General features: G+C 60.5%; 19 protein-coding genes and 1 tRNA gene. 10 read left to right on the plus strand and 10 right to left on the minus strand.

Translation table 11 applies throughout. The features are described from left to right. Window positions 1-9 precede the first annotated feature (9 nt). Window positions 10-900, plus strand: coding sequence for an aldo/keto reductase (locus DWU99_RS17970; protein WP_115479469.1), 891 nt, complete (start codon window positions 10-12; stop codon window positions 898-900). 12 nt (window positions 901-912) lie between these two features. Here the strand turns inward: DWU99_RS17970 and DWU99_RS17975 are convergent, their stop codons facing one another. The 3 genes from DWU99_RS17975 to DWU99_RS17985 form a co-directional block, all read right to left on the minus strand. Further along, window positions 913-1,842, minus strand: coding sequence for a 5'-nucleotidase (locus DWU99_RS17975; protein WP_115479470.1), 930 nt, complete (start codon window positions 1,840-1,842; stop codon window positions 913-915). An 88-nt stretch (window positions 1,843-1,930) separates the two neighbouring features. Then, window positions 1,931-2,692 carry an NAD kinase gene (locus tag DWU99_RS17980; protein WP_115479471.1) on the minus strand — a complete coding sequence of 254 codons (762 nt, stop codon included), beginning with the start codon at window positions 2,690-2,692 and terminating at the stop codon, window positions 1,931-1,933. 228 nt (window positions 2,693-2,920) lie between these two features. Next, on the minus strand, window positions 2,921-7,843 hold the full coding sequence (locus DWU99_RS17985) for an NAD-glutamate dehydrogenase (protein ID WP_115479472.1): 4,923 nt from the start codon (window positions 7,841-7,843) through the stop codon (window positions 2,921-2,923). A gap of 492 nt (window positions 7,844-8,335) precedes the next feature. Between DWU99_RS17985 and DWU99_RS17990 the strand changes: the two genes are divergently transcribed. Together DWU99_RS17990 and DWU99_RS17995 are read left to right on the plus strand one after the other, a co-directional pair. Beyond that, on the plus strand, window positions 8,336-9,538 hold the full coding sequence (locus DWU99_RS17990) for an efflux RND transporter periplasmic adaptor subunit (RefSeq protein WP_115479473.1): 1,203 nt from the start codon (window positions 8,336-8,338) through the stop codon (window positions 9,536-9,538). An 11-nt stretch (window positions 9,539-9,549) separates the two neighbouring features. Continuing rightward, window positions 9,550-12,732, plus strand: coding sequence for a multidrug efflux RND transporter permease subunit (locus DWU99_RS17995; RefSeq protein ID WP_115479474.1), 3,183 nt, complete (start codon window positions 9,550-9,552; stop codon window positions 12,730-12,732). A gap of 87 nt (window positions 12,733-12,819) precedes the next feature. On the opposite strand, the gene DWU99_RS18000 is transcribed toward DWU99_RS17995, so the two are convergent. Next, window positions 12,820-13,980, minus strand: coding sequence for an acyl-CoA dehydrogenase family protein (locus DWU99_RS18000; RefSeq protein ID WP_115479475.1), 1,161 nt, complete (start codon window positions 13,978-13,980; stop codon window positions 12,820-12,822). Window positions 13,981-14,165: 185 nt separating this feature from the next. On the opposite strand from DWU99_RS18000, the gene DWU99_RS18005 reads away from it, so the two are divergent. Genes DWU99_RS18005 through metH form a run of 3 tightly spaced genes read left to right on the plus strand, consistent with a single transcriptional unit; the run spans window position 14,166 to window position 18,884 of the window. Further along, window positions 14,166-15,092, plus strand: a complete 927-nt coding sequence (locus tag DWU99_RS18005; protein ID WP_115479476.1) for an ArsR/SmtB family transcription factor — start codon at window positions 14,166-14,168, stop codon at window positions 15,090-15,092. 10 nt (window positions 15,093-15,102) lie between these two features. Continuing rightward, window positions 15,103-16,188 (plus strand): homocysteine S-methyltransferase family protein, encoded by a 1,086-nt coding sequence (locus tag DWU99_RS18010; RefSeq protein WP_115479477.1) that lies wholly within the window; start codon window positions 15,103-15,105, stop codon window positions 16,186-16,188. Window positions 16,189-16,196: 8 nt separating this feature from the next. Continuing rightward, on the plus strand, window positions 16,197-18,884 hold the full coding sequence (metH, locus tag DWU99_RS18015) for a methionine synthase (RefSeq protein WP_115479596.1): 2,688 nt from the start codon (window positions 16,197-16,199) through the stop codon (window positions 18,882-18,884). 15 nt (window positions 18,885-18,899) lie between these two features. Here metH and DWU99_RS18020 read toward each other — a convergent pair whose 3' ends face one another. Further along, a complete protein-coding gene (locus tag DWU99_RS18020; protein WP_115479478.1) occupies window positions 18,900-19,232 on the minus strand; it encodes a lipid-A-disaccharide synthase N-terminal domain-containing protein in 333 nt (110 codons plus the stop codon). A gap of 134 nt (window positions 19,233-19,366) precedes the next feature. Here DWU99_RS18020 and DWU99_RS18025 point away from each other — a divergent pair. Then, window positions 19,367-19,441 (plus strand) — tRNA-Val (locus tag DWU99_RS18025). A 14-nt stretch (window positions 19,442-19,455) separates the two neighbouring features. On the opposite strand, the gene DWU99_RS18030 is transcribed toward DWU99_RS18025, so the two are convergent. Further along, window positions 19,456-19,635 (minus strand): hypothetical protein, encoded by a 180-nt coding sequence (locus DWU99_RS18030; protein ID WP_115479479.1) that lies wholly within the window; start codon window positions 19,633-19,635, stop codon window positions 19,456-19,458. After that, window positions 19,636-20,361 carry a hypothetical protein gene (locus DWU99_RS18035; protein WP_147292963.1) on the minus strand — a complete coding sequence of 242 codons (726 nt, stop codon included), beginning with the start codon at window positions 20,359-20,361 and terminating at the stop codon, window positions 19,636-19,638. 339 nt (window positions 20,362-20,700) lie between these two features. On the opposite strand from DWU99_RS18035, the gene DWU99_RS18040 reads away from it, so the two are divergent. Both DWU99_RS18040 and DWU99_RS18045 read left to right on the plus strand, forming a co-directional pair. Next, on the plus strand, window positions 20,701-21,597 hold the full coding sequence (locus DWU99_RS18040) for a hypothetical protein (RefSeq protein WP_115479481.1): 897 nt from the start codon (window positions 20,701-20,703) through the stop codon (window positions 21,595-21,597). Window positions 21,598-22,001: 404 nt separating this feature from the next. Then, window positions 22,002-22,424: an H-NS histone family protein gene (locus tag DWU99_RS18045; protein WP_115479482.1), complete on the plus strand. Its 423-nt coding sequence runs from the start codon at window positions 22,002-22,004 to the stop codon at window positions 22,422-22,424. A 272-nt stretch (window positions 22,425-22,696) separates the two neighbouring features. Here the strand turns inward: DWU99_RS18045 and DWU99_RS18050 are convergent, their stop codons facing one another. From DWU99_RS18050 to DWU99_RS18060, 3 genes are all read right to left on the minus strand, one after another. Beyond that, window positions 22,697-23,443, minus strand: a complete 747-nt coding sequence (locus DWU99_RS18050; RefSeq protein ID WP_115479483.1) for an SDR family NAD(P)-dependent oxidoreductase — start codon at window positions 23,441-23,443, stop codon at window positions 22,697-22,699. Between the two features lie 40 nt (window positions 23,444-23,483). Next, window positions 23,484-23,882, minus strand: a complete 399-nt coding sequence (locus tag DWU99_RS18055) for a DUF427 domain-containing protein (RefSeq protein ID WP_115479484.1) — start codon at window positions 23,880-23,882, stop codon at window positions 23,484-23,486. A 249-nt stretch (window positions 23,883-24,131) separates the two neighbouring features. Continuing rightward, window positions 24,132-24,980 carry an alpha/beta fold hydrolase gene (locus tag DWU99_RS18060; protein ID WP_115479485.1) on the minus strand — a complete coding sequence of 283 codons (849 nt, stop codon included), beginning with the start codon at window positions 24,978-24,980 and terminating at the stop codon, window positions 24,132-24,134. A 426-nt stretch (window positions 24,981-25,406) separates the two neighbouring features. Here DWU99_RS18060 and DWU99_RS18070 point away from each other — a divergent pair, with 426 nt between their 5' ends. Then, complete coding sequence (locus tag DWU99_RS18070; RefSeq protein ID WP_115479486.1) at window positions 25,407-25,688, plus strand: hypothetical protein; 282 nt, start codon at window positions 25,407-25,409, stop codon at window positions 25,686-25,688. Window positions 25,689-26,187: the final 499 nt, after the last annotated feature.

Here is a 26,187-nt window from a genome sequence, read left to right on the forward strand (position 1 = left end):
TCATACGCCATGTCAGACCTAACAGCCGCTCATCATCTCGAACTCTCGCCCATCGTCGCCGGCCTCTGGCGCATTGCCGACTGGAATTTCAGCGTGCAGGAGCGCGCGCGCTGGATCGAGCAGGCGCTGGAACTTGGCATCACATCGTTCGACCTCGCGGATATCTACGGCAGCTATCGCGCGGAGGGCCTGTTCGGCGATGCGCTGAAAACCGTGCCAAGCCTGCGCGATCGCATGCAGCTGGTGACGAAGTGCGGCATTCGCCTTCGCGCTGCGGAAAAGCCTTATCGCCTCAACCACTACGACACTAGCGCGACCTACGTTCGCGCGCAGGTCGAACAATCGCTGCGAAACCTGCACGCCGACCAGTTGGACCTTGTACTGATCCATCGCCCCGATTACCTGATGGATGCTGCCGCGCTCGCCGATACGTTCGCCACGTTGACTCGCGAAGGAAAAGTCGCGCATTGGGGCGTGTCCAACCACAGCACCACTCAATTCGCGCTGCTCCATCAGCATCACCCGCTTCTGACCAACCAGCTGGAGCTGTCGCCGCTGCAGATGAACGCGCTGGACGATGGCACGCTGGATCAAGCGCAACAACTTGGATTGCGCCCGATGATCTGGTCGCCGCTTGCCGGCGGCCGTCTATTTACCGGTGCCGACGAACACGCGCAGCGTGTGCGTGCGGAAATGTCCGCGATCGCTGCGCGCTACGATGTCAGTCTCACCACGCTCGCTTTCGCCTGGGTGCTGCGCCACCCTTCCCGTCCGTATCCGATCACCGGCAGTGGACGCATTGAAAGCGTGCGTGAAGCGGTACTCGCACTCGACATCAAACTCGAAGCCGAAGATTGGTATGCGATCTGGGTGGCCAGCAAAGGGCACGGCGTGCCCTGATCCGTCCGGGATTTACTTGTTGCTTACGCCGTGCGGGACATGTCCCGTCGCGACGTGCTTGCGGGCGGATTCCACATTGGCCGGCGAGTCGTCAAAAAAGATATCTGCCCCGAAGGCGTCAAGGAACGGCCCCTTGTCTCGCCCGCCGAGGAACAATGCCTCATCGATACGAACACCCCAACGCCGCAGCGTCAGAATCACGCGCTTATGCGCCGGCGCGGAGCGGGCGGTGACAAGCGCTGTGCGAATGGGAGAGTTCTCCGCCGGAAATGCCGCCTGCAAGCGATGCACGGCCGAGAGAAATCCGCGAAACGGCCCGACCGACAACGGTTCCTCGGCCAGTTCGGTTTCGCTGCGATGAAAGGCTTCCAGGCCTTCCTCGCGCGAGACGCGTTCGCCTTCGTCGCCGAAAATCACCGCGTCGCCGTCGAAGGCGATACGCAGTTGCTCGCTTGCACGCGGTGGCGCGTTGGAAGGAAGGATGGTCGCCGCAGCCACGCCAGCCTTGAGCGCGCGCCCCACGTCTTCCGCATTCGCCGACAGAAATAGATCCGTTTTGAAGGGCGCGACGTAATCCGACGTGGGCGCGCCACTGGTGAAGGCCGCTCGGCTGATTTCCAGGCCGTAGTGCTGAATGGCGTTGAAGATGCGCAGCCCCGTGTCGCCGGAGTTGCGCGAGAGCAGAATCACCTCGACCGGCGGTACATCACCCGCCAGCTTGTTCAGACCCAGCAATTTCTGCACAAGCGGAAAGGCCACCCCTGGCTTCAGGATCTCGTCTTCGTGCTCGATCTGAAACTCGCGGTATGCATCCAGCCCCTTGCGTTCGAACAAATCGTGACTGTCGCCAAGGTCGAACAACGCGCGAGACGAGATGGCAACCACTAACCGATTGTCGGTGGCGGCGCTGGGGTCGTGGGCGGTGTTGCTGGGGCGGGTCATGGGATGGCGGTACGGTTACCTGGTTGAATCAAGCAAAGAGCAACGCGGAGCGCTTGCCGAAGGAATGCGGCGGCGCTCGGTGACGCGATCAGTCCGCAGCAAACTGCTCGTCCAGAATACGCTGTTCCAGATTGTGCTCCGGATCGAACAGCAAGCGCACACCTTGTTCGCGCGCCTGGCGAATGTCGACCGTGCGCACGTTGCGCACCTCAAGGAAATCGGCCGTGGCGCTGATGGGACGTTTGCCCGGATCGAGCACGCGCAGGCTCACGCGCGTGCGATGCGGAAGGATCGCGCCGCGCCAGCGGCGCGGGCGGAACGGGCTGATCGGCGTCAGCGCCAGCACATTGGCGTCGAGCGGGAGAATCGGCCCGTGCGCGGACAAGTTGTACGCGGTGGAACCCGCCGGCGTGGATACCAGGATGCCGTCGCAAACCAGCGTCGCCAGCTTCACGATATCGTTGAGCTTCACTTCCAGGTGCGCAGCCTGATTGGTCTGCCTGAGCAACGATACTTCGTTGAAAGCCAGTGCGCTGCGCGTCTGGCCGTCCGCGTCCGTCGCGATCATTTCCAGCGGAAACAGTTCGGCCGTGTGCGCGCGCTCGATGCGCTCGGGCAGCTCGTCGAGCCGATACTTGTTCATCAGAAAACCCACGCGGCCGAGTTTCATGCCGTACACGGGCGCTGCGATATCGCGATGCGCATGCAGCGTACGCAGCATGAAGCCGTCACCACCGAGCGCCACGATCACTTCCGCTTCGCCGGGCGACACGTCGCCGTAACGCTCGGTGAGCTTGCGACGCGCTTGCTGGGCTACGTTGGTTTCGCTGGCGACGAAGGCGAGGCGCATGAGATCCGTTTCAGGTGGGTCTTGTCCCTTTGAGCTTACGACACGATGAGGGGCAAGGCCATTCAAACACGGCTCTTTGCGTTCGCCTCCTCTCCCCATTGGGGAGAGGATTGAGGTGAGGGGCCAGTCTCGCGGTAAAAGTTATTCGAAGCAGGGTTTGATGAAACCCCATCGCGAGATTGTCCCCTCACCCTGCCCTCTCCCCACAGGGGAGAGGGAAAAACGCTGTCAGGTCGCCGGCACCTGCGCGAGCTGCGCCAGGCGGCGGACGGCAACCGATGCGATCGGATAGTCCGCGTTCTGGGTGAGAATCTCCGCCAGCATGCTGCGCGTGTACTTGAGCGTGGCGTCGTCACGATCAAGCCACGCCTGCACCGGCGACACTTCCTTGCTGCTGCCGGACAGTGCAAGCACCTGTGTGGCCAGCGCGCGATGCTGGTGGTTCAGCTCGTCCAGCAGCGAGCCACGGGCCTGCGCATGCCAGTGACCGTCTACCGGCAGCGCCTCGATCTGGCCACGCAACCATTCCAGATCCAATGCCTGGCCCAGTTCGTAGAATACGTTGGCGACCTTGGCGATCGGCTCGCCGGTCTGCTGCGCCACCTCGACCATGTCGAGCATGGCGCGCAGCTCGGGGAGCTTGGCCAGACGGAACGCGAGATCGGCCGGCAGACCCAGGCCTTCCCATTTCTCCTGGCTGGTACCGAAGTCGGCCTTGCCGGCCGGCGTCAGCGCATCCGGCACGGTCGCGCTGAGCTGGGCCACCGCCGCCTGGTAGCGCTCCACGTTCGCCGCGATTTCCAGCGTGCCGCCCGGACGATTGAGCAACCAGCGCGTGATGTGCCGCAGCAGCGACCAGATCTGCATGATCGCGTCGACCTGCGTGTTCTCGGCAACCTTGCTGTCCTCGGCCTCGATCTGCGCCCACAGGTCGCGTGCCCCGAGAATCTCGCGCGCGGCCGTATAAGCCTTGGCGATGGCGGCCGGACCCTGCCCGGTGTCTTCCTGCATGCGCATCATGAAAGTGGCGCCCATGCGGTTGATGGTGGAGTTGGTGACCGCCGTGGCGATGATTTCGCGCTTCAGGCGATGGCGCTGCATGTGCGCGGCGTACTTGTCGTGCAGCGGCGCGGGGAAGTAACGCACCAGTTCCTTGGACAGGTGCGGATCTTCCGGCACGTCCGAATCCAGCAGTTGCTGGTACAGACGAATCTTGTCGTACGACAACAGCACCGACAGTTCCGGACGGGTCAGCCCCTGGCCGCGCGTCTTGCGCTCGGTCAGTTCGGCCTCGCTCGGCAGATTCTCGACCTGGCGATCGAGCAAACCTTCGCCTTCCAGCGTGCGGATGAAGTGCGCCATCGAACCGATGCGCTTGGCAGACTGATGTTCCATCAGCGTGATGGCCTGGTTCTGGCGATAGTTGTCCCACAGCACCAGCTGGCCGACTTCGTCGGTCATCGCAGCCAGCTGCTGGTTGCGGCCATCGACCGTGATCTCGCTGCGCTGCACGGCGTCGTCGAGCAGGATCTTGATGTTCACTTCGTGGTCCGACGTATCCACGCCGGCCGAGTTGTCGATGAAGTCGGTGTTGAGCAGCACGCCGTGCTGCGCGGCTTCGATGCGTCCCTTCTGGGTAAAGCCGAGGTTACCGCCCTCGCCCACCACCTTGCAGCGCAGCTCCGCGCCGTTGAGGCGCAGTGCGTTGTTGGCGCGATCGCCGACATCGGCGTGCGTCTCGCTGGTCGCCTTCACGTACGTACCGATACCGCCGTTCCACAGCAGATCCACCGGCGCTTTGAGAATCGCATTGAGCAGATCCGTCGGCGACAGATGCTGCACGTCGGCCTTCAGGCCCAGCACCGCGCGCACTTCCGGAGAGATGGGAATCGACTTCACGCTGCGCGGCCACACGCCGCCACCCGCGGAGATCAGCGACTTGTCGTAGTCCTCCCAGCTCGAACGGGGAAGCTTGAACATGCGCTCGCGCTCGATGAACGAACGCTCCGTATCCGGATTCGGATCGAGGAACACGTGGCGGTGATCGAACGCGGCAAACAGGCGAATGTGACGCGACAGCAGCATGCCGTTGCCGAACACGTCGCCCGACATGTCGCCGATACCGACGCAGGTGAAATCTTCGGTCTGCGTATCGCGGCCCAGTGCGCGGAAGTGACGCTTCACCGACTCCCACCCACCCTTGGCGGTAATACCCATGCCCTTGTGGTCGTAACCGTTCGAACCGCCGGACGCAAACGCATCGCCCAGCCAAAAACCGTGCTCAATCGAAATCGCATTGGCGATATCGGAGAAGGTTGCCGTGCCCTTGTCCGCCGCGACAACCAGATAGGGATCGTCGTTGTCGTGACGCACCACATCGTGCGGCGGCACCACCTTGCCCTCGACAAGGTTGTCGGTGATGTCGAGCAGGCCGTTGATGAAGAGGCGATAGCACGCAATGCCCTCGGCAAGCTGCGCGTCGCGATCGCCACCCACCGGCGGATGCTTCACGAAGAAGCCGCCCTTCGAACCTACCGGCACGATCACCGTGTTCTTCACCATCTGCGCCTTCACCAGGCCCAGCACTTCCGTGCGGAAGTCTTCGCGGCGATCCGACCAGCGCAGACCGCCACGCGCCACCGGACCAAAGCGCAGGTGGATGCCTTCCACACGCGGCGCGTACACGAAGATTTCGCGATACGGCACCGGCTTGGGCGCATCCGGCACCTGCTTGGAGTCGAACTTGAAGCTGACGTAGTGACGCGGCTTGCCATCCCACAGCTGGAAGAAGCTGGTGCGCAGCGTGGCCTTGATGGTGTTCATGAAGCTCAACAGGATGCGCTCGTCGTCGAGGCTGGCGACGTCGTCGAGCAGGGATTTAAGTGCTTCCCACAGCACACGCACCTGCTGTTCGCGCGAATCCTTCAGCACGCCGACGATGCCGTCGATCAGCTCGGGCTTCGCCTTCTGCGTCTCGGAGGAAATCAGCGCCTGCATCTCGCGACGCAAATCGTTCTGCGCCTTTTCAATCTCTGCAGCGGAAAGCTGCTCGCGGCGCGGATCGAACTTGGCGTTGAACAACTCGATCATCAGACCTGCAATGGCCGGGTAGCGATTGAGCGTCTCTTCCATGTAGCTCTGCGAGAACGCGATCCCCATCTGCTGCAGGTACTTGCAGTAACCGCGCAGCACCGCCACCTGGCGCCAGTCGGCCTGTGCCGACAGTACGAGATTGTTGAAGCCGTCGCTCTCGGCCTCGCCACGCCACAGCGCCTCGAAGCTGCGCTCGAAACGTTCGCGCAGGTGCGGCAGGTCGAACGCCAGCGGAAGCTTGGTCTTCAGCTCGAAGTCGTGGATGGTCAGCATGCGTCCGTCGCTTTCCAGCGTGTAGACGTGCTCGGCCAACATGCGTACACCCATGTTTTCGAGCATCGGCAAGGCTTCGGAAAGCGAGATCGGCGCCCCTACGTGAATCACCTTGAAACGCAGGCTCTTGTCACGCGGGTCGTTGTACAGATTGAGGTGAATCGAATCGTCGCTCTTGAGCGTGGCCAGTGCGATGACGTCGTGCGCCGCCACCTCCGGCGCAACATCTTCGATATAACCCGCCGGCAGCACCTTGCCGAAGCGGTTGAGCAGCGTCACGCCCTGCGCTTCGCCGACATGGGCGACCAGGCTGTCACGCAATCCGTCGTGCCAGTTGCGCACGATGTGCGCCAGGCGCGTTTCCAGTTCCTGCGGATCGAACTTCGGATGGTCGCCCGGATGCGGACGTACCGTCACATGCAAGCGTGCCAGGGCCGATTCGCCCATCAGCACGTTGGAATCCAGGCTCTCGCCATGGAAGACCTCGCGCAGCATGTTTTCGATGCGCTCGCGCACCGTGGTATTGAAACGGTCCCTCGGCACGAAGACCAGACAGGTGAAGAAGCGGCCGTAACGGTCGCGGCGCACGAACATGCGCGCGTGGGCGCGTTGCTGCAGTTCGAGGATGCCGGTGGCCGTGTTGAACAGTTCGTCTTCGGTGCTCTGGAACAGCTCTTCCTGCGGCAGCGTCTCGAGGATGTGACGCAGCGATTTGCCTGAATACGAGTCGCGCTTGAGACCCGAGCGAGCCAGCACGGCCTCGACGCGCTGGCGAACCAGCGGCACGTCCTGCGGGCGCGTCATGTACGCGTTGGAGGTGAACAGGCCGAGGAAGCGCTGTTCGGAAACCGGCTTGCCGTTCGCATCGAACTTCAACACGCCGACGTAGTCCATGTTGCCCGCGCGATGTACGTGCGAACGGGCGTTGGTCTTGGTGAGAATGATCGCGTCGGTCGAGCCCGACTGCGGCAACTCACTGGCGGCCAGCGAGCGCAGCGAGCGCGGCGCCACCGAGCGTTCGCTCTTGTGCAGGATGCCCAGGCCCGAACCTTCGAGCGAGCGCAGCACTTCATCGCCATCGGCCTGCGCCACTTCGTATTCGCGATAGCCGAGGAAGGTGAAATTGTCGCCTGCCAGCCAGTGCATGAACTCGCAGGCTTCCTGGATCGAGGCCGCGTCGATCGGCATCTTGCGATTCGGCAGGTCCTGCGCAACGGCGAGGGCCTTGTCGCGCATCGCGGCCCAGTCGCGCACCGAAGCCCGGACATCTTCCAAGGCCGCTTCGATCTGCGATACGAGCTTGGTCTTGATCGCATCGTCCTGCGAGTTGTCCAACTCGAAGTGCATCACCGACTCGGACAGGCCATGGTCGTCGCCGATGCGCTGCAATTGGCCGTTCGCGTCGCGACTGACTTTCACCACCGGATGGATCACGGCGTGAATCGGCGAATACGACGAAAGCACGATGCTGACGGTATCGACCAGGAACGGCATGTCATCGGTGACGATTTCCACCGCGCTGCGCGCTGCATGGCCGGCACCCGTGACGCGCACCGAGGCGCGTCCCGGCTGGCGCTGCTGCATGAAATCGATCAATCCGGCGATCACCGTCGCCCATTCGGCCGGCGTGTGCAGCTCTACGTCGCTGCTGGCTATGCGCGAGAAAAAGGCGCTGATAAAAAATTGCGCCTCATCAAGGCGCTTGGTCGGGAAACCGCTTTTTTTCAACTCTTCGAGCACGACAGATACGAGAGAGATGTCGTTGGCCGCACGGATCGCATTCATAGCTTCAACTTGAGAAGTGGAGACGGGTGGGAATGGAGCGGAAAGCCTTAAAAGCATACGCTTCGACATTGACCGAATCCATCGGCACCGCAACAACAAGCGCATCTTGCACACACTGCGATCAGCGCGTAGTCATGCAGCGTGTTGCATGCACTGGATGCGATACGTGGGCGTATACGACATGTGCACAGCATGGACTTCGTTTGTGACCCCGGTTTTATGCCCCACACGGACGGGCCACTGCTCGCTTGCATCCATGCCGATCAGCCTCGCCCGTGCCGCCAGTCACAACGGCCGGGGGCTGGATTCCGTCCCGAAATAAATTGTAAACTGATCGGTATAGTCTTGCCTGCGCTATGTCGTTTGGGGACAAACGACACAGGACAAAATGCCCGCAATCCGATAAACGTAAGATTTTCCGCCACGTTGCAGCCGGCAGGAGACATGCCGTGGCTCTCCCCTACCCCCGTTCACGCAAGTCATGGAGTTCTCATGAAGTCGACGTCAATGCGCACACCGGTGTTGTGCCTGAGCCTGCTGGTGCTCGCCGCCTGCAGCGGCAAGGAGCAAGGCCCGCCCCAGATGCCACCGCCGACGGTGGGGGTCGTGGAGGTGCAGCCGCAAAAGGTACCGCTGACCAAGGACCTGGTGGGCCGACTGTCGGCCTACCGCAGCGCCGACGTGCGCGCCCGCGTGTCGGGTGTGGTACTCAAGCGCGTCTATACCGAAGGTACGGACGTGAAACAGGGGCAGTCGCTGTTCCAGATCGATCCGGCCCCCTATAAGGCCGCCCTCGCCAACGCCGAGGCGGCGCTGGCTGCATCCCAGGCCAACTACACCAATGCCCACGTGATCGCCAACCGCGATCGCCAGCTGGTGCCGCAGGGCTATATCTCGCGCCAGCAGCTGGATACCGACGAGGCCAACGAGCGCTCTTCGCTGGCGGCGGTGAAGCAGGCCGAAGCGAACGTGCAGACCGCGCGCGTCAACCTGGGCTATACCAATGTGACCTCGCCCATCGACGGCCGTGCCGGCGAGCAGCAGGTGACCGAGGGCGCGGTCGTCGGCAACAGCACCGCCGATACAGGCGCCAGCGCCACCTTGCTGACCACGGTGGACCAGCTCGACCCGCTGTATGTGAACTTCACCCTCAGCGCGGCGGATCTGGACAGGCTGCGCCACGCGCAGGCCACCGGCAACGTGCAGCTGGCGGAACAGAACAACACCACCGTGCAGATCACGCTGCCCAGCGGCGCCAAGTACGACCACACGGGCACGCTGGACTTCTCCGACACCACGGTCGACCCGAACACCGGCGCGATCAACCTGCGTGCGGTGGTGCCCAATGCCGAGCGCCGCCTGCTGCCGGGCCTGTACGTCACCCTCACCGTCAACATGGGCGACCTCAACAAGGTGTTCCTGGTCCCGCAGACCGGGATTCAGCGCGATCCCGTCGGTGCCTACGCATTGGTCGTCGGCAAGGACGGGAACGTCGCCCAGAAGCGCGTGATGGCCGACAACATGCGCGGCAACGACTGGATCGTCACCAGCGGTCTCGACGCAGGGGACCAGGTGATCGTGTCCGGCGTCCAGGTCGTCAAGCCGGGGGCGCCCGCCAAGGCGACCCCATGGAAGCCCGACCAGGCGCCGGCCGGCCCCGGCCAGGGCGCTGCCCCTGCCGCTGGTCATCAGTAAGGAGAACACTGATGCCGAGTTTCTTTATCGACCGTCCCATTTTTGCTTGGGTGGTCGCCATCCTCATCACCCTTGTCGGCACCATCTCGGTGCTCGGCATGGGTGTGGAATCGTATCCCAACATCGCACCGCCGCAGGTCACGGTAACGGCCACCTTCCCGGGCGCCAGCGCCCAGACCATGGAAGACACCGTCACCAAGGTGATCGAACAGCAGCTCACGGGCGTCGACAACCTGCTGTACTTCAGCTCGGCGTCGAACTCGAACGGCACGTCCACGATCACCCTGAGCTTTGCGACCGGCACCGATCCCGACATCGCGCAGGTGCAGGTCCAGAACAAGGTTTCGCTGGCAGAGCCGCAACTGCCGTCCGAAGTGAACCTGCAGGGCGTGGTGGTGGCCAAGGCCAACCCGGACTTCCTGATGTTCGTGGGCCTGATCTCCAAGAATCCGGAGATCGATTCCAACCGCCTCAGCGACATTGTCGGTTCGCAGGTGATCAACCAGATCGGCCGCATTCCCGGCGTGGGCAGCACCTTCCAGGTGGGCTCCGAATACGCCATGCGCGTCTGGCTGAACCCCGACAAGATGCAGGGTTACGGCCTTTCCGCCACTCAGGTGGAGAATGCGATCTCCGCCCAGAACGTGCAGTTCGCGGCCGGTTCGCTGGGTTCCGATCCTGCCAGCAACGGCCAGAGCTTCACGGCCACCGTGTCGGCTGAAGGTCTGTTCTCCTCGCCCGAGCAGTTCGGCAACATCATCCTGCGTGCCAACGCCAACGGCACCGTGGTGCGGTTGAAAGACATCGCACGCATCGAATTCGGCCCGCAAACGTATGGCTTCACCTCCACCTGGACCGGCCAGCCGGTCGGCGGCTTCGGCGTCCAGCTGCTGCCGGGTGCGAATGCGCTGAACGTGGCCGAGTCCGTGCGCGCCAAGATGGACGAACTGCAGAAGGATTTCCCGCAGGGCGTCACCTGGTTCGCACCGTACGACAGCACGCCCTTCGTGCGCGTGTCGATCCAGGAAGTGGTGCACACGCTGATTGAGGCCATCGCCCTCGTGTTCGTGGTGATGCTGATCTTCCTGCAGAACTTCCGCGCCACGATCATTCCCACCCTGGTGATTCCGGTCGCCCTGCTCGGCACGTTCATCGGCCTGGCGCCGATGGGCTTCACCATCAACCAGCTGACTCTGTTCGGCATGGTGCTGGCGATCGGTATCGTGGTGGACGACGCGATCGTGGTGATCGAAAACGTCGAACGCATCATGACGGAGGAAAACCTGCCGCCGAAGGAAGCCACGCGCAAAGCGATGAGCCAGATCACCGGCGCGATCGTAGCCATCACCGTGGTGTTGGCGGCGGTGTTCGTGCCGTCTGCGCTGCAGCCGGGCGCCACGGGCGTGATCTACAAGCAGTTCGCGCTCACCATCGCCGTGTCGATGGGCTTCTCGGCGTTCCTCGCGTTGTCGTTCACGCCGGCGTTGTGCGCCACCATCCTCAAGCCCATGCATGAGGAAAAGAAGAACTTTTTCTACCGTTGGTTCAACAACACCTTCGACTGGGTCACGCACACGTATCAAGGCCACATTCGCGGCGCGATCCGCCATGCACCGCGCTGGATGTTTGTATTCGCGCTGGTCGCCATGCTGGCAGGCTTTCTCTACACCAAGCTGCCCACCAGTTTCGTGCCCAATGAAGACCAGGGCTTCGCACTGGCGATCGTCAGCTTGCCGCCTGGCGCAACCATGCAGCGTTCCCAGGGAGTGATGGAGGAAGTCCGCCAGACGCTGGCCAAGAGTCCGCTGAAAGACGACTACGTGGGCATGTATCAGATCAGCGGCTTCAGCTTCGTCGGCCGCAGCGAAAACGCCGGCATGGTCTTCATCAAGCTCAAGGACTGGAGCGAGCGTTCGATCACGGCCGACGATTTCATCCGTCAGGCCAACGGCGTGTTGCATAGCATTCGCGATGCGCAGATCTTCGTGGTGAACCTGCCGACCATCCGCGGCCTCAGCCAGTTCGGCGGCCTGGATATGTACCTGCAGGCGCGTAGCGGCCAGCCGCGCAGCGAGCTTGCGCAGGCGATGGGCATGTTGCTGGGCAAGGCCCAGCAAAGCCCCACGCTGTTCGGCACCCGCCCGAACCTGCTGCCGGATGCGCCGCAATACAACCTCAACGTCGATCGCGTGCAGGCGTCGGCACTGGGCCTTTCGGTGAGCGACGTGTACACCGCCATCCAGCTCATGCTGGCACCGGTATACATCAACAACTTCATCTACGAGGACCGCGTGAAGCGCGTGATGGTGCAGGCCGATGCACCCTATCGCATGGACACGGATTCGCTGAGCCACATCTACACGCCGAGTTCGCTGACCACGACATCCACGTCGTCGAACAGCACCAACTCGCCGTACGGTCCGTTCGACATGATTCCGCTGTCCAGCGTGGTGCATACCACCTGGAGCATGGCCGCGCCGTCGCTCACGCGCTACAACGGCTATCCCGCCATCGAAATCGTGGGCGACGCCAACAAGGGTTACTCCACCGGCCAGGCGATGGGAACGCTACAGGACATCGTCAACAACGACCTGCCCAAGGGCTTCGGTGCGGACTGGACCGGTCAGTCGTATCAGGAAGTGCTGGCGGGCAACTCGGCCACGCTGCTGATGCTTCTGTCCATCGTCATCGTGTTCCTGTGCTTGTCGGCGCTGTACGAAAGCTGGTCGATTCCGGTGGCCGTACTGCTGGTGGTACCACTGGGCCTGCTCGGCATGACGGTGCTCTGCATGTTGCGCGGCTTCCCCAACGACATGTACTTCAAGATCGGCATGGTGACGGTGATCGGCCTGGCGGCGAAAAACGCCATTCTGATCGTGGAGTTCGCCGTGGAGCAGCAGGCCGACGGCAAGACGCTGTTCGAGGCGGTCGTCACCGCGGCTCGCCTGCGACTGCGCCCGATCCTGATGACGTCGATGGCGTTCATCCTCGGCGTGCTGCCGCTGGTTACCTCCACCGGCGCCGGCGCCAACTCGCGTCACGAGATCGGCACCGGCGTGATCGGCGGCATGTTGTTCGCCACCTTCCTGGGCCTGCTGATGATTCCGATCTTCTACGTGAGCGTACGTCGCCTGCTCGGCGACAAGATGGACGAGACGACGCACAAGCTGGCGCGTCACGAACATCACCACTGACAGGTTGTGGTGCATGCAACGAAAAAGCCCCGGTGATTCACCGGGGCTTTTTTATGGATCTGCCGAACTACGTGGGAACGCAGACGATCAACGCAACCCGGTTTCCGCGCGTGCAATCACCATGCGCTGAATTTCGCTGGTGCCTTCGTAGATCTCGGTGATCTTCGCATCGCGGAAGTAACGTTCCAGCGGCATTTCCTTCGAGTAACCCATGCCGCCGTGAATCTGCACGGCCTGATGCGCGATCCACATCGCCGCTTCGGAAGCCACCAGCTTGGCCACCGACGCCTCGGTACCGAAACGGCCGCCGTTCTTCTCGGCCTGGCCTTTCGTCCAGGCCGCGCGCAGCGTCAGCAGCGTCGCCGCGTCGAGCTTGCACTTCATGTCGGCGATTTTGGCCTGCGTCATCTGGAACGTGCCGATCGGCTGACCGAAAGCCTTGCGGTCGCGCGACCACTGCAGCGTCGCCTCATACGCCGCGCGGGCGATACCCACCGCCTGCGACGCAATACCGATACGACCGGCATCGAGCACGCCCATCGCAATGGAAAAGCCCTTGCCTTCCTCGCCCAGCAGATCGTCCTTCGAGCACACGTATTCGTTGAATTCGATCTCGCAGGTGGCCGATGCGCGGATACCGAGCTTGGGTTCGGTCTTGCCCGCGTGGAACCCGGGCTTCTGCGTATCGATGATGAAAGCGGAGACGCCCTTCGCGCCGATACCCGGCGTGGTGATGGCGAACAGCACGATGTAACGCGCCACCGGGCCGGAGGTGATCCAGCTCTTCTTGCCGTTGATCACCCAATCGCCGTCGTCGTTCCTGGAAGCACGCGTGTGCATGGCCGATGCATCGGAGCCGGACTGCGGCTCGGTCAGCGCGTAGGCGCCGATGGCGTCGCCCTGCGCGATGGCGCGCACGTACTTCTGTTTCTGCGCCTCGGTACCGTGCTTGAGGATGCCGTTGCAGAACAGCGAATTGTTCACCGACATGATGGTCGAGGTAGCCGCATCCGCCGCAGCGATCTCGATCATCGCCAGCACATAGCCGATGGGGTCCATGCCTGCGCCGCCGTATTCATGCGGCACTTCAATGCCCATGAGACCCAACTGGCCCATCTCGCGGATGTTGTCCAGCGGAAACTCACCCTTGGCATCGAGTTCCGCCGCCACCGGCACGATGCGCTTCTGCGCAAAGTCGCGGGCAATGGCCTGAAGGGACAGCTGGTCTTCGGTAAAACTGAAATCCATGGGGGACTCCGAGCAAATGGAAACGGGGAAGCCGCCCATTTTAGCCGGGGTGGCACCGAGGCTTTGTGCGGATGCAGCACGGCGCGTTACAACGGCGAAGCCGGTCAATGACAGTTCCGCTACTTGACGCCTTGCCCAACCCCTCCTACCCTTGACATCTCTCTATCGCGATATAAGGATGCACGATGGATCTGGCGACAGCCTCCAGCGTGTTGCGCCTGCTGGCAGACCCTACACGCGTCCGCCTGCTGGCCCTGCTCGAACGCGAGGAGCTGACCGTGGCCGAGCTGGCCTCGGTGCTTCACCTGGCGCAACCGCGTGTTTCCACCCATCTGGCCAAGCTCAAGGAAGCCGAGCTCGTCCGCGACCGCCGCGCTGGCGTTTCCGCGTATTACCGCGCCAACAGCGAGGGCGACGAGCATCAACACGCGCTGATCCGCTCCTTGCGCGAAAGCATCGACGATGCCCTGCTGCGCGAAGACGCCGCGCGCCTGCCAGCCGTCCTGGCCGAGCGTGCGCGCGAAGAAGGCTGGGCCGACACCGTGGCCGGCGACATGGAACGCCACTACTCGCCCGGCCGCACCTGGGAAACGCTCAGCCGTTCGCTGCTGCAGTTGCTCGAAACCGGCGACGTGCTGGATATCGCCTCCGGCGATGGCGTCACCGCCGAATTGCTGGCGCCGCATGCGCGCTCCATCGTCTGCGTGGATGCCGGCGAGCGCGTTGTCGAAGCTGCCGCCAAGCGCCTCGCCAGCTTCGACAATGTCAAAGTGCTCCACGGCGACATGCACGCGCTGACGCTCGATGCCAATCGGTTCGATCTGGTGTTGATGCTGCATGCGCTTACCTACTCCGAACATCCCTCCAAGGCGGTTGCCGAAGCGGCACGCGTGCTTCGCAAGGGCGGACGCCTGCTGGCCGTGACGCTCGACAGGCACGATCACCGTGCCGTCGTCGAACCCTTCGATCACCGCAATCTCGGTTTCACACAGCAAGAGCTCAGCGACCTGGCCCGGCAGGCGGGCCTGGATGTCATCAGCTGCAACCGCCTCAGCCGCGAGCGCAAGGCGCCGCATTTCGAAGTCATCAACGTACTCGCGCGCAAGCCGTAAGGAGATCGTCATGAGCGCCCTGCCCTGGTTGCATCCCGATCGTGTCGCATTGCTGGAAAAAGCATTGCACGAACGTATTTTGATTCTCGACGGCGGCATGGGCACCATGCTGCAAGGACATAGCCTGGACGAAGCCGCTTTTCGCGGCGAGCGTTTCGTCGACGGACACGACGGCAACCACACCCATACGCACGATCATCCGGGCAGTTGCGATCTCAAAGGCAACAACGACCTGCTTACGCTGACCAAGCCCGACATCATCCGCGGTGTGCACGAAGCGTATCTGGAGGCCGGCGCCGACCTGGTCGAAACCAACACGTTCAACTCCACGCGCATCAGCCAGGCCGACTATCACCTCGACCACCTCGCCTATGAACTGAACCGCGAAGGTGCCAGGCTGGCCCGCGCGGCATGCGATACATACACCGCCAAGAATCCGGCCAAGCCACGTTTCGTCATCGGCGTACTCGGTCCGACCAGCCGCACCGCGTCGCTGTCGCCGGACGTCAACGACCCCGGTTTCCGCAACGTCACCTTCCAGGAACTTTGCGACAACTACAGCGAATCAGCCGGCGGCCTGATCGATGGCGGTGCGGATATGATCATGGTGGAAACCATCTTCGATACGCTCAACGCCAAGGCCGCGCTGTTCGCACTGAGCGAATTGTTCCGCACCCGCGGCGCGCGTCTGCCGGTGATGATCTCCGGCACCATTACCGACCGCTCCGGCCGTACCCTGTCTGGCCAGACCGCCGAGGCGTTCTACTATTCGATCAAACACATCCGCCCGCTGTCGGTCGGATTGAATTGCGCGCTCGGCGCGGCGGACCTGCGTCCGCACGTGCAAACGCTGTCCAACATTGCCGAATGCTTCGTCAGCACGCATCCGAACGCGGGCTTGCCCAATGCCTTCGGCGAATACGACGAAACACCGGCGCAGATGGCTGCCGTCGTCGGCGGCTTTGCCCGCGACGGGCTGTTGAACATGGTCGGCGGCTGCTGCGGCACCACGCCGGCGCATATCAAGGCCATCGCCGAAGCGGTACGCGACTGCGCGCCGCGCGCCCTCCCCTCCGAAACCGCCCAGGCAGCATGAGCGACACGATGTCTCGTTACACCCGGCTTTCCGGCCTCGAACCCCTGGTCATCACGCCAGACTTGCTGTTCGTCAACGTCGGCGAGCGCACCAATGTCACCGGTTCGGCGCAGTTCAAGAAACTGATCAAGGAAGATCGCTACGAAGAAGCGGTCGACGTCGCGCGCCAGCAGGTCGCCAGCGGCGCGCAGATCATCGACGTCAACATGGACGAAGGCCTGATCGATTCCGAGGCGGCCATGACGCGCTTCCTCAATCTGATTGCCGCCGAGCCCGACATCGCGCGCGTGCCGGTGATGGTCGACTCCTCCAAGTGGACGGTGATCGAAGCCGGCCTGCGCTGCCTGCAAGGCAAGGGCGTGGTCAATTCGATTTCGATGAAGGAAGGCGAGGACGTTTTCCTCGAGCATGCGCGCAAAGTGCAGCAGTACGGCGCGGCCGTGGTCGTGATGGCCTTCGACGAGCAAGGCCAGGCCGACACGTGCGAACGCAAGGTCGAGATCTGCTCGCGCGCCTACAAGGTGCTCACCGAAGAGCTGGATTTTCCGCCCGAAGACATCATCTTCGACCCCAATATCTTCGCCATCGCCACCGGCATCGAAGAACACAACAACTACGCGGTGGATTTCATCGAAGCCACGCGCGAGCTGAAGAAGCGCTTCCCGTTGAGCCATATCTCCGGCGGCGTGTCCAATGTGTCGTTCTCGTTCCGCGGCAACAACACCGTGCGCGAGGCGATCCATTCGGTGTTCCTGTACCACGCCATCAAGGCGGGCATGGACATGGGCATCGTCAATGCCGGCGCGCTGACGATCTACGACGACGTGCCGGAGGAATTGCGCGAGCGCGTCGAAGACGTGGTACTCAACCGTCGCTCCGACGCTACCGAGCGCTTGCTGGAAATCGCCGACAACTTCAAAGCGAAGAAAGGCGAAGCGGTCGTCGAGAACCTCGCGTGGCGCGATAAACCCGTACAGGAACGCCTCGCCCACGCGCTGGTCCACGGCATCGACCAGTTCGTCGATGGCGATACGGAGGAAGCGCGCCAGCTGTCGTCGCGCCCGCTCGATGTCATCGAGGGCCCGCTGATGGCCGGCATGAACATCGTCGGCGACCTGTTCGGTGCCGGCAAAATGTTCCTGCCGCAGGTCGTGAAATCGGCGCGCGTGATGAAAAAGGCGGTCGCCTACCTGCTCCCTTATATCGAGGCCGAGAAGCTACGCACCGGCGATGCCGGCAAGAACAACGGCACCATCGTCATGGCCACGGTGAAGGGCGACGTGCACGACATCGGCAAGAACATCGTCGGCGTGGTGCTTCGTTGCAACAACTTCGAAGTCATCGATCTCGGCGTGATGGTGCCGGCGCAGAAAATTCTCGACACCGCGCGCGAACACAACGCCGACCTGATCGGCCTCTCCGGCCTCATCACGCCGTCGCTGGAAGAAATGAGCCAAGTCGCGCGCGAAATGCAGCGCCAGGAATTCCATATTCCGCTGCTGATCGGCGGTGCCACTACGTCGCGCGCACACACTGCGCTGAAAATCGAGCCGCATTACAAATCGCCCACGGTGTGGGTGAAAGACGCCTCGCGTGCGGTCGGCGTGGCGCAGTCGCTGGTGAGCAAGGAACTCGTCGACAACTTCATGGAGAAAATCCGCGCGGAATACGCGGACATCCGCGAGCGTCACAAGAACCGTGGCGCCGCCAAGACGCTGGTGCCGCTGGAGCACGCCCGTGCGCAGCGCTTCAACGGCGATTGGGCTAACTACATGCCGCCTGCGCCGAATAAACCGGGCATCACTGTTTTCGACAACTACGATCTCGCCGAGCTGCGCCAGTACATAGACTGGACGCCTTTCTTCCAGGCTTGGGAACTGGCCGGCCATTACCCCGCCATTCTCAAGGATGACGTCGTCGGCAAGCAGGCCACCGAGCTGTTCGCCGATGCACAGGCCATGCTCGACAAGATCATCCATGAGCGCTGGCTTACCGCGCGCGCCGTGATCGGATTCTGGCCCGCCCGTGGCGTGGGCGACGACATTGAGCTCCTTCTCCCCTCCGGAGAGAAGGCCGGGGTGACCCTCCACCACCTTCGCCAACAAGCCGAAAAGCCGGTCGAACGCCCGGACTTCTGCCTTTCCGACTTCATCGCCCCCAAGGACGCGAACAAGCAGGATTGGCTGGGCGGCTTCGCCGTGACCGCCGGTATCGGCATCGAAGAACACGTTGCGCGCTTCGAAGCCGGGCACGACGACTACTCCGCGATCCTGCTCAAGGCCCTGGCCGATCGCCTCGCCGAGGCCTTCGCCGAACGGATGCACGAGCGCGTGCGCCGCGAATTCTGGGGTTACCAGCCGGAAGAATCGCTCGATAACGAAGCACTGATCGACGAGAAATACGCCGGCGTCCGCCCTGCTCCAGGCTATCCGGCCTGTCCTGATCACACCGAAAAGGCCACCTTGTTCGAGTTGCTCGACGCCACGCACAACGCCGGCATCCAGCTCACCGACGGCTTTGCGATGTATCCCACGGCCGCCGTTTCAGGATGGTATTTCTCGCATCCCAATAGCCAGTATTTCGTGGTGGGCCGCGTCACCCGCGAACAGGTGGACGATTACGCCAAGCGCAAGGGATGGACGCGCCAGGAAGCCGAACGCTGGCTCGCCCCGAACCTCGACTACGATCCGGAATAGACAAGCCTGGATGCATCAGGCGGTTTCGTCGCCCGTGATGTTGTTCTTGTGATGCCGCAGGTGCACGACCAGGTTGTAGACCGATACGAACACCGGGAAAAAGTTGGAGAGGATGCCCACTGAATCGTTCTTGCCGAAGATGAAGTAGGCAAGCAGCAAGGCGCTGCCGGTGACCGACATCCACCAGAACGACAGCGGCATCACCACCCGCTTGAATTTGCGCGTGTAGTAAAGCTGCACGAACCAACGGCCGGTGAACATCAGCGTGCCCAGGTAGCCGACAGCCTTCCACGGGGTCAGGTGGAACTGTTGCAGGGACTGCAGGATATGCGCGAGATCGAAGTGCATGGGGAAGGACTGCTCGGCGGGGGTTAACGGGACATTGTAACCACCCCTTACCAACGGGGTTGCCTAGCGAACGCCGGAATCCCTCAAGAGGTTGACCAATGCCCCGCCAATCCGTATAGTTTCGCGTTCCCGGCGGGCGGTTAGCTCAGCGGTAGAGCACTGCCTTCACACGGCAGGTGTCACAAGTTCGATCCTTGTACCGCCCACCAACGAATTCAACGACTTAGGCATTTTCCAGCGACATCGAAAATGCCGAGTACGGAAAAAATACGGAAAACCGCCCTGTAAAAAATGGCGGTTTTTTTGTTGGCCCGCAGATGAGGCTTTCGGCCATAAGCGCCCTCTGATACGCCAGATCGCTCAGAAGATATTCGCGTACATGCAACGCATGGGCATCACCCATCTATGCCGGCTCCAGGTCGAGCTGGTCAATATCGATAGAAACCAACAAAGGTTCGGAAACCTTATGATTGTCCGCACCACGCGGAAAGATCAGGCGTCGGTGAGGTATTAAAATGCCATTGTGATCGTGATAGCTGTCGACGTATTGCGCACCCACCGCGCCTCCGAGCACGTCGACCGCATAGTCATGCCGGCGCAGTAATCCGTCGGGCCCAAAGTAGCTAATTTGCTCGCGAGTGTGAGTAGCGATGTAGTCCGGAAATGTGACCTTCAACCGTCGCCACAATTCCCCCTCTTCGAACCAGGGCTCGATCTCCTCCGTTTGAACGTCAGGATACGTATAGAGAAACGGCTGAGTGAGATACGTCCACAGCGCGTAAGCATCGAAGTAGGCAGCATGAAAGACATCCCACGGCGTTTCATTCGTGTGCCCGGCAAATGCGTCCCGAGGTGCATCTCTAACCTGCAGGAGTTCCCCTGCATCGGTTTCCAGCGTCAGTCTATGCGGCGTGAACTGTATCCGATGATTCTGGCTACCCACTCCACTCAATATCGCACGCTGCGTATGTGTGTCAGCTAGATATCGGGAATCGGCAAACAAGCCGCTTTGCCCTTTGAAATCCCACAGCGCACCACCCACGGATAGACGCACCGATACACTTCGATAGGCATTCCATCGATCGAGTCCGCCATGGGCTGTAATGGCTGTCTTGAGTAGATCGTTCATATCTCTCTCTTTTGCGCGCTTAGCGGTTAACGTATTACAATTATGATCACAATCGTTTTGTTGATCATGACGGTTTACGTCCATCCACGTCAATTGCGTTTACCATTGTCTTATGAGGCAATGGTGAAAAGCGCTCCAAAATGAGGAGAGTGAGTTACGGAAGTTTCTAGACTGCAGGTCGTCGAAAATCGACAGGCCAACTGACCATTCGTTTACGACCCCAACTACGAGCGGATTTGGACTCAGGTCTAGTCAGGGCTTTATTAGGCTAGGCTGCGGATATCCTGCTCAGAACCGTAAAGCCAAACTTTGGCTCGATTGCTTATCAGAAGGGGAAGAATGAGCAACTATCTTTTTAAGATAACCGCCGCTGCAATTTGTCTAATCTGGGTAAGCTTGGTTTATTCGCAGCAGTCCTCGGGCGACGTTGTAGCAAAGTTAGCCGAGGATGCCGCTACAAACATCTGTGGAGAGGTTCCTGACTCCGGGTGGAAAGCGGGAGCTGAGCTATCTTCATCTGCGAGCATCGATCCAAACCTATCCCGCTTTATCAACAAAATAATTAAAGCCAACGTCGCCGGGACAGCGAAACTGGGGGGAGATGGATACTTTGGGCCCCTTCAAGTCGACTTAGCCAAGGTTCGAGCGGATACGCAGAACTGCAAGGTTGAAATCGCTATGAAATTGATCGAATACGTTGAAAAAACTCAGGCGGCTGCAAACGTTCCCAAAGAGGAAAGAATTCAAGCAAGTGAGCTGCACCTCGTTCCCGTTGAGCCAACTTATCCATCTATGAAGGCAGAGACCTACGCTAGAAGGTGGTTAACCTTGATTGAGGAAAGAGAATTTCACGCCGCATATGAACTCTACGACCCCGCCATTAACTCGATAGTTACCGAAAAGGAATGGGAGGAGCAGGCTAGCAAATCCTTTCAAGGTTGCCTTCCGGCTCTTAGCCGCAACATTGACATGAACGATACTGGTGAGGGTCCCAGCGTATCTCAGCCGGGACAGAACGAATGGTACATTGCGTTCAAGACTATCTTTAAAGGAGGAAAGACATATGTAAACGGCGACGAAAGCAACGAAAAAGTTGGTCTAGTGCTCATAAATGGAAAATGGGGAATCAGGGACTACAGCAACGCTTGTATGCAAGCCGGCAGTGAGAAGGAGCGTGCTTCCTCGGAGGTAAAGCCGCAACCTCCATTACCTGAGCCTGTCACCGTTGAGCATTAAGTACGCGGAGTTCTGCCCGAGTTATTTTCGAGCATGCCAAAACATTATGGCTCCAAGCCTTAAATCGGCGCTACGCGCCACCTATATACCTCGATCTACCAAACGAATTTCGTCGGTGAACCGGAACACCATCCGGAACGTCATACGTTATCTGAGTAATCTCGCTCAGCAGACGCCGGTCCAGAAGAATTTTCAGAATGAGAGCGGCTGTGTCTGGTGTAGGAATAATGCGATTGTTCCCATCGAAGGGAATACTCCAGTTCCGCGTAGCATTACGGTCTATCGTATGTCCCCTTGGTTGACTGGACTTACGTGAGATAGACCGGACCTGTACCATCGTTTCGCAACCGCTCAACGCTGTCCAGCTTTCCCCAAGCGACCGAAATTCATTATCAGGACCATCCATGGCAATAGATCTGAAATCCCTCTCCCCAAAAGAGCTTCAATCGCTCATCGCCAACGCCGAATCCCAGATGCAGGAAGCACGGGCCAACCAAGTTCACACGATCAGGGAAAAGATAGATGCCATACTCAAAAGTAGCGAACTGACCCTGGCTGATGTCTACCCGGCCCGCACTACGGGTAAAAGGGGGCCTAAGGCTGGCAAGGGTTCCGTAGCTCCTAAGTATCGGAACCCTGAGAACCCTTCGGAAACCTGGACAGGGCGTGGTCGGTCTCCGCTTTGGTACACAGCGGCCCTCAAGAAGCGCGGTGTGACCGTAGAGAGCCTGCTGATTGGCGGGGCACCGAAGGCCGCTGCCAAGACAGCCAAGAAGACCCCACAGAAGACCGCTAAGAAGGCAACTCGTAAAAAGGTCCGCCGTTAAACAGCGTCATTTTCGAACGGATGCCCCCAGGTTTCCCTCGGGGTCTCTTTGTTGTATTGCGTGCAGAGAAGGCTTGCAAAAGATTATCTCAGCGGAAAAATGAAGATGCGTGCGAAGAAATGAGCGGCCATGGCTTCCGAGCAATGGCTCGCACTCTATTGGATGAAATTCTTCCACTGGCTCATCGTTGGATTGGCTGTATTGATGCCCAAGGTGGCTGGGGGCGGAGCCGCGGATTTATTCGTATTTACAGTAGACATCTTCGCTTCCCTTTAGAGCCTCGACCCGCCATCCACCCGGAGAGTGTCGCCGGTGACCCAGCGCGCATCGTCTGACGCAAGAAAGGTGACCGCGCCTGCGATGTCATCGGGCTGTGCTACACGCTTGAGCGCTTGCATCCCCAGTGTCACCTCCCTTCCCTCTTTGGTCTTGGTGAAATTGGACATGTCTGTTTCCACCACGCCCGGCGCGATGGCGTTGACACGGATGCCGCGCTCTCCTAGCGACGCGGCAAAATGCTTGACCAACGTATCCACAGCACCTTTGGTCGCCGCATATGCGGATAGATTGGCAACGGCGGCGTGCGCGGCGAGCGATGAGGTGAAGATGATGTTGCTGCCCTTGCACATTGCGGGCAGCAACTGTTGGATCAGGAAATACGGCGCGCGCACATTGACGGCAAAGAGCCGGTCGAAGTCCTCAACAGTGGTCTCTTCAATCGATGCTGCTTTCGAGATACCTGCATTGGCGACAAGAATGTCGAGCCGAGCGCCGATGATGCTACGAACACGCTTGGCCAGTTCCTTCGGGCCATCCGGCACGCTCAAATCAGCGCCCACTTTCTCGGCTCGGCCGCCTGATTGGCGGATCTCATCCACCACGGCATCGGCATCCTTCTGCGCGCTGCTGTAGTGGACCAAGATTTGGGCACCGGCTTTGGCGAGTGCAAGTGCAGCGGCCCTGCCGATGCCACGTGACGCGCCTGTGACTAGGGCGGTTTTACCGCTGAGGTTGCTCATGAGGTTTCTCCGTTCGTATAGGAATTGAGTACAAGAAATGTCAGTGGTCGAGCTCTTCAATCGCCTCGACGCGATCCGGATAAAACGCAACGTGATCCTTGATCCGTGCGACAGCGTCATAGGGGTGCTCGTACGTCCATACCGCATTTGCGGCGTGCTCTCCGCCGACCGGCACGCTGAAGTAAGCGCATTCACCTTTGTAGGGACAGTAGGTGGCGTGGTTCGTGCGCTCCAGCAGCGTCATGTCCACATCCTGGCGAGGAATGTATTGAACTGCCGCGTAACTGGCCTCTTTCAGCGTCAGCGCGTTGAGTGTGTCGGCGACAACGCAGCCTGCGACTCTCACCACAACGCGTTGTGAGTTGCGTTCGATCGTGATGGGATGATCCGGTCCAGGTACTTTGATCGTCCTGGCGGTAGAAGATGGGGCCTGTGTCATTGTCGTATCTCCTTAAAGGATGGCGAAGGGAGTGCCGCCCTGCTTTGTAAAGCGATAACAAGGAACGGGGCGGAGTGAAGCTTGCCGTGAGTTGCTTCAGCACGGTCATTACCTGTGCGGGATGTCTTGGCGACCGGGACGCTACCTGCAACTGACTTTCGATATCACTGAGAGCAACCCACCACCCTTGTCACGGCCTTATTGCAATCAGAGCGCCGGAATCAACGCGAGCAAACGCCCCTGCGAGAATTATTTGGCATCAAGGAAGATCTTGGTGTGCCGAACAAACAGCTCGGGGTACTGATGGTGGGCTCCGTGGTTGGCATCCGGATATAGGATGAGCTGCGCGTTAGGGGCGTGCTGCTGTATCAGGTAGGAGTTGATGGTGGGGATGATGATGTCGTTGTTGCCATTGACGACCAGAGTCGGCTGATACAGCTCCTTCAGATGGGTGTAGGTTTCGTCCTTCTCCGCGCCATAGGCACCAATCGCGGTGGCTTGGGCTTGGACCGTCTCCGTCGAGACTGCCGCGTCGCGATCCTTACGGGCCATCATGCGTGCCAGATAGGCGCGGCCGGCGGCTTGGCTGGCCTCGGATGGAGTGAACAGGATCGGCAGCCACATCTCCTCCTGGTGTTCGTACTTTTCGAAGAAGAGGGCCCGCGTTTCCGGCGGCATCTCCCCGATGCCCACGCCACCGCGCGGCCCCGTGCCGACCAGGACCAGCCGGCGCACGAGCTTGGGCCGGTCGAAAGCCAGCTGCTGGCCCACTAGGCCGCCCATCGAATGGGCCAGCACGTCGATCGTCTTAAGGCCAAGGGCGTCAATGAATGCCGCTGCGTCGCGTGCGGCCTGTCGAATCGTGTCCGGGGTGGTGCCGGTGGAGGAAGCAACCCCGGCGTTGTTGAAGAGAATGACTTCACGGTCAACAGCGAACGCGTCCGTCAGCGCGGAGTCGTGGTCATCGAGGTTGCCCATGAAGTGCTGGAAGAAGACCAGGGGTACGCCACTCTTGGCACCGAAGCGGCGGTAGGCGAACCGGATCCCATTGGCGTCGATGAACTCAGTTGGGACTGTGTCGTGTGTGTAGTTGGTCATGTCAGAACTCTCAAGGGAAGGGTTTAGCGCAAATCAAACCGTGCGAGGGGAAACCTTTGGGGCACCGCTGCCGATCCGGGCCCCCTCGCCAGTGCGAAAAATTTAATCGTCTGCAACGCGCCTGGAAAAGACTTTGTAAGCTGGTGCCCCATGCCCAACAGGCATGGGAGGAGAAAAGAACCCGTGGAACTGCGCTATCTCCGTACTTCGTCGTAGTCACCGAAACGGGTAGCCTGACGGTGGTCGCCGAACGTCGACTGCACACGTCCCAGCCATCGCTGAGTCGGTAGATCAAGGACCTAGAAGATCAGGTCGGTGTGGACTTACTGATCTGTGGCGCGCACGGAGTAACGCTTATTCATCTCTTTGGCCACATTGGTCAGCGGCAGCGCATTTTCTGCGTCCTGTTCTTTACTCACGCAGGCCATGAAGGAACAAGCTCAACAGGCTTCCACAAAGGGAGATGCCGAGGGAGCATTGGAGTATGCGGCGATGACCGGTGACATCGCTGGTGTCCGTTCTGCTGCGAACACCGTTAAGCGGAAGGACGCATCGGATGCAGGAAGTTTGAGTGCCCAAAAAGCGCTGAACAAAGCGCTCTACGATGCGGCGATGACTAGCCAGGTATCGACCATGCAAGCCCTTGTCGATGTGGGCGCAAGTGTGAAGGCCGCCAATGCGTCCGCACTCATTGGTGCGGCCGAGTGAGGTCAAATCGAGAGCATGCGCACCTTGGTGAAGCTGGGTGCAGATGTGTCTCAACGCGCAGACGTCGAATCGCAAGCTAATGTGCCGAGCGAGCAGAAGAACCGGAATACATTGCAGGCGGCCTGCAACCCATCGGAGGTGGCGATGCCAGTAGCGTTACCTGCGATGTCGCAGAAGCTGCGTCCCACCATGAGGTCGGAAGCGCAATCCCTAGCGTGTTCTGAGCAAAATCCATCTCACCGCCAATGGGCGTTTGCTCAAGCATAGTTCCCAAGAGGAGACCCTAGTGACAATATAAATTACTGATTTTATTATTAAACAAACAATGCTACGCATAGTACATACTCAAAAACATACACAACGAAACTCGTCGATCGACCCAAATCGCTAATACGTGACCTCGACGGAATCCCCTTTTCGCGCAACGTGAGTCCCTACTAGGGCATAGAATTGATTTAGCCCCTTCGTCAGGCTAGCAAGCGGCTTTGAGCAGGTTTTG

It is taken from the genome of Dyella psychrodurans (assembly GCF_003363265.1).
Taxonomy (GTDB): Bacteria; Pseudomonadota; Gammaproteobacteria; order Xanthomonadales; family Rhodanobacteraceae; genus Dyella_B; species Dyella_B psychrodurans.

What these genes read in the sequence shown, in the direction of transcription:
- DWU99_RS18035 (WP_147292963.1), bottom strand. Translation starts at nt 20,361, where the DNA reads ATGAACGATCTACTCAAGACAGCCATTACAGCCCATGGCGGACTCGAT.
- DWU99_RS17995 (WP_115479474.1), top strand. Translation starts at nt 9,550, where the DNA reads ATGCCGAGTTTCTTTATCGACCGTCCCATTTTTGCTTGGGTGGTCGCC.
- DWU99_RS18020 (WP_115479478.1), bottom strand. Translation starts at nt 19,232, where the DNA reads ATGCACTTCGATCTCGCGCATATCCTGCAGTCCCTGCAACAGTTCCAC.
- DWU99_RS18050 (WP_115479483.1), bottom strand. Translation starts at nt 23,443, where the DNA reads ATGAGCAACCTCAGCGGTAAAACCGCCCTAGTCACAGGCGCGTCACGT.
- DWU99_RS17990 (WP_115479473.1), top strand. Translation starts at nt 8,336, where the DNA reads ATGAAGTCGACGTCAATGCGCACACCGGTGTTGTGCCTGAGCCTGCTG.
- DWU99_RS18055 (WP_115479484.1), bottom strand. Translation starts at nt 23,882, where the DNA reads ATGACACAGGCCCCATCTTCTACCGCCAGGACGATCAAAGTACCTGGA.
- DWU99_RS18005 (WP_115479476.1), top strand. Translation starts at nt 14,166, where the DNA reads ATGGATCTGGCGACAGCCTCCAGCGTGTTGCGCCTGCTGGCAGACCCT.
- DWU99_RS17975 (WP_115479470.1), bottom strand. Translation starts at nt 1,842, where the DNA reads ATGACCCGCCCCAGCAACACCGCCCACGACCCCAGCGCCGCCACCGAC.
- DWU99_RS18030 (WP_115479479.1), bottom strand. Translation starts at nt 19,635, where the DNA reads ATGGGTGATGCCCATGCGTTGCATGTACGCGAATATCTTCTGAGCGAT.
- DWU99_RS18070 (WP_115479486.1), top strand. Translation starts at nt 25,407, where the DNA reads ATGAAGGAACAAGCTCAACAGGCTTCCACAAAGGGAGATGCCGAGGGA.
- DWU99_RS18040 (WP_115479481.1), top strand. Translation starts at nt 20,701, where the DNA reads ATGAGCAACTATCTTTTTAAGATAACCGCCGCTGCAATTTGTCTAATC.
- DWU99_RS17970 (WP_115479469.1), top strand. Translation starts at nt 10, where the DNA reads ATGTCAGACCTAACAGCCGCTCATCATCTCGAACTCTCGCCCATCGTC.
- DWU99_RS18010 (WP_115479477.1), top strand. Translation starts at nt 15,103, where the DNA reads ATGAGCGCCCTGCCCTGGTTGCATCCCGATCGTGTCGCATTGCTGGAA.
- DWU99_RS18000 (WP_115479475.1), bottom strand. Translation starts at nt 13,980, where the DNA reads ATGGATTTCAGTTTTACCGAAGACCAGCTGTCCCTTCAGGCCATTGCC.
- metH (WP_115479596.1), top strand. Translation starts at nt 16,197, where the DNA reads ATGTCTCGTTACACCCGGCTTTCCGGCCTCGAACCCCTGGTCATCACG.
- DWU99_RS18060 (WP_115479485.1), bottom strand. Translation starts at nt 24,980, where the DNA reads ATGACCAACTACACACACGACACAGTCCCAACTGAGTTCATCGACGCC.
- DWU99_RS18045 (WP_115479482.1), top strand. Translation starts at nt 22,002, where the DNA reads ATGGCAATAGATCTGAAATCCCTCTCCCCAAAAGAGCTTCAATCGCTC.
- DWU99_RS17985 (WP_115479472.1), bottom strand. Translation starts at nt 7,843, where the DNA reads ATGAATGCGATCCGTGCGGCCAACGACATCTCTCTCGTATCTGTCGTG.
- DWU99_RS17980 (WP_115479471.1), bottom strand. Translation starts at nt 2,692, where the DNA reads ATGCGCCTCGCCTTCGTCGCCAGCGAAACCAACGTAGCCCAGCAAGCG.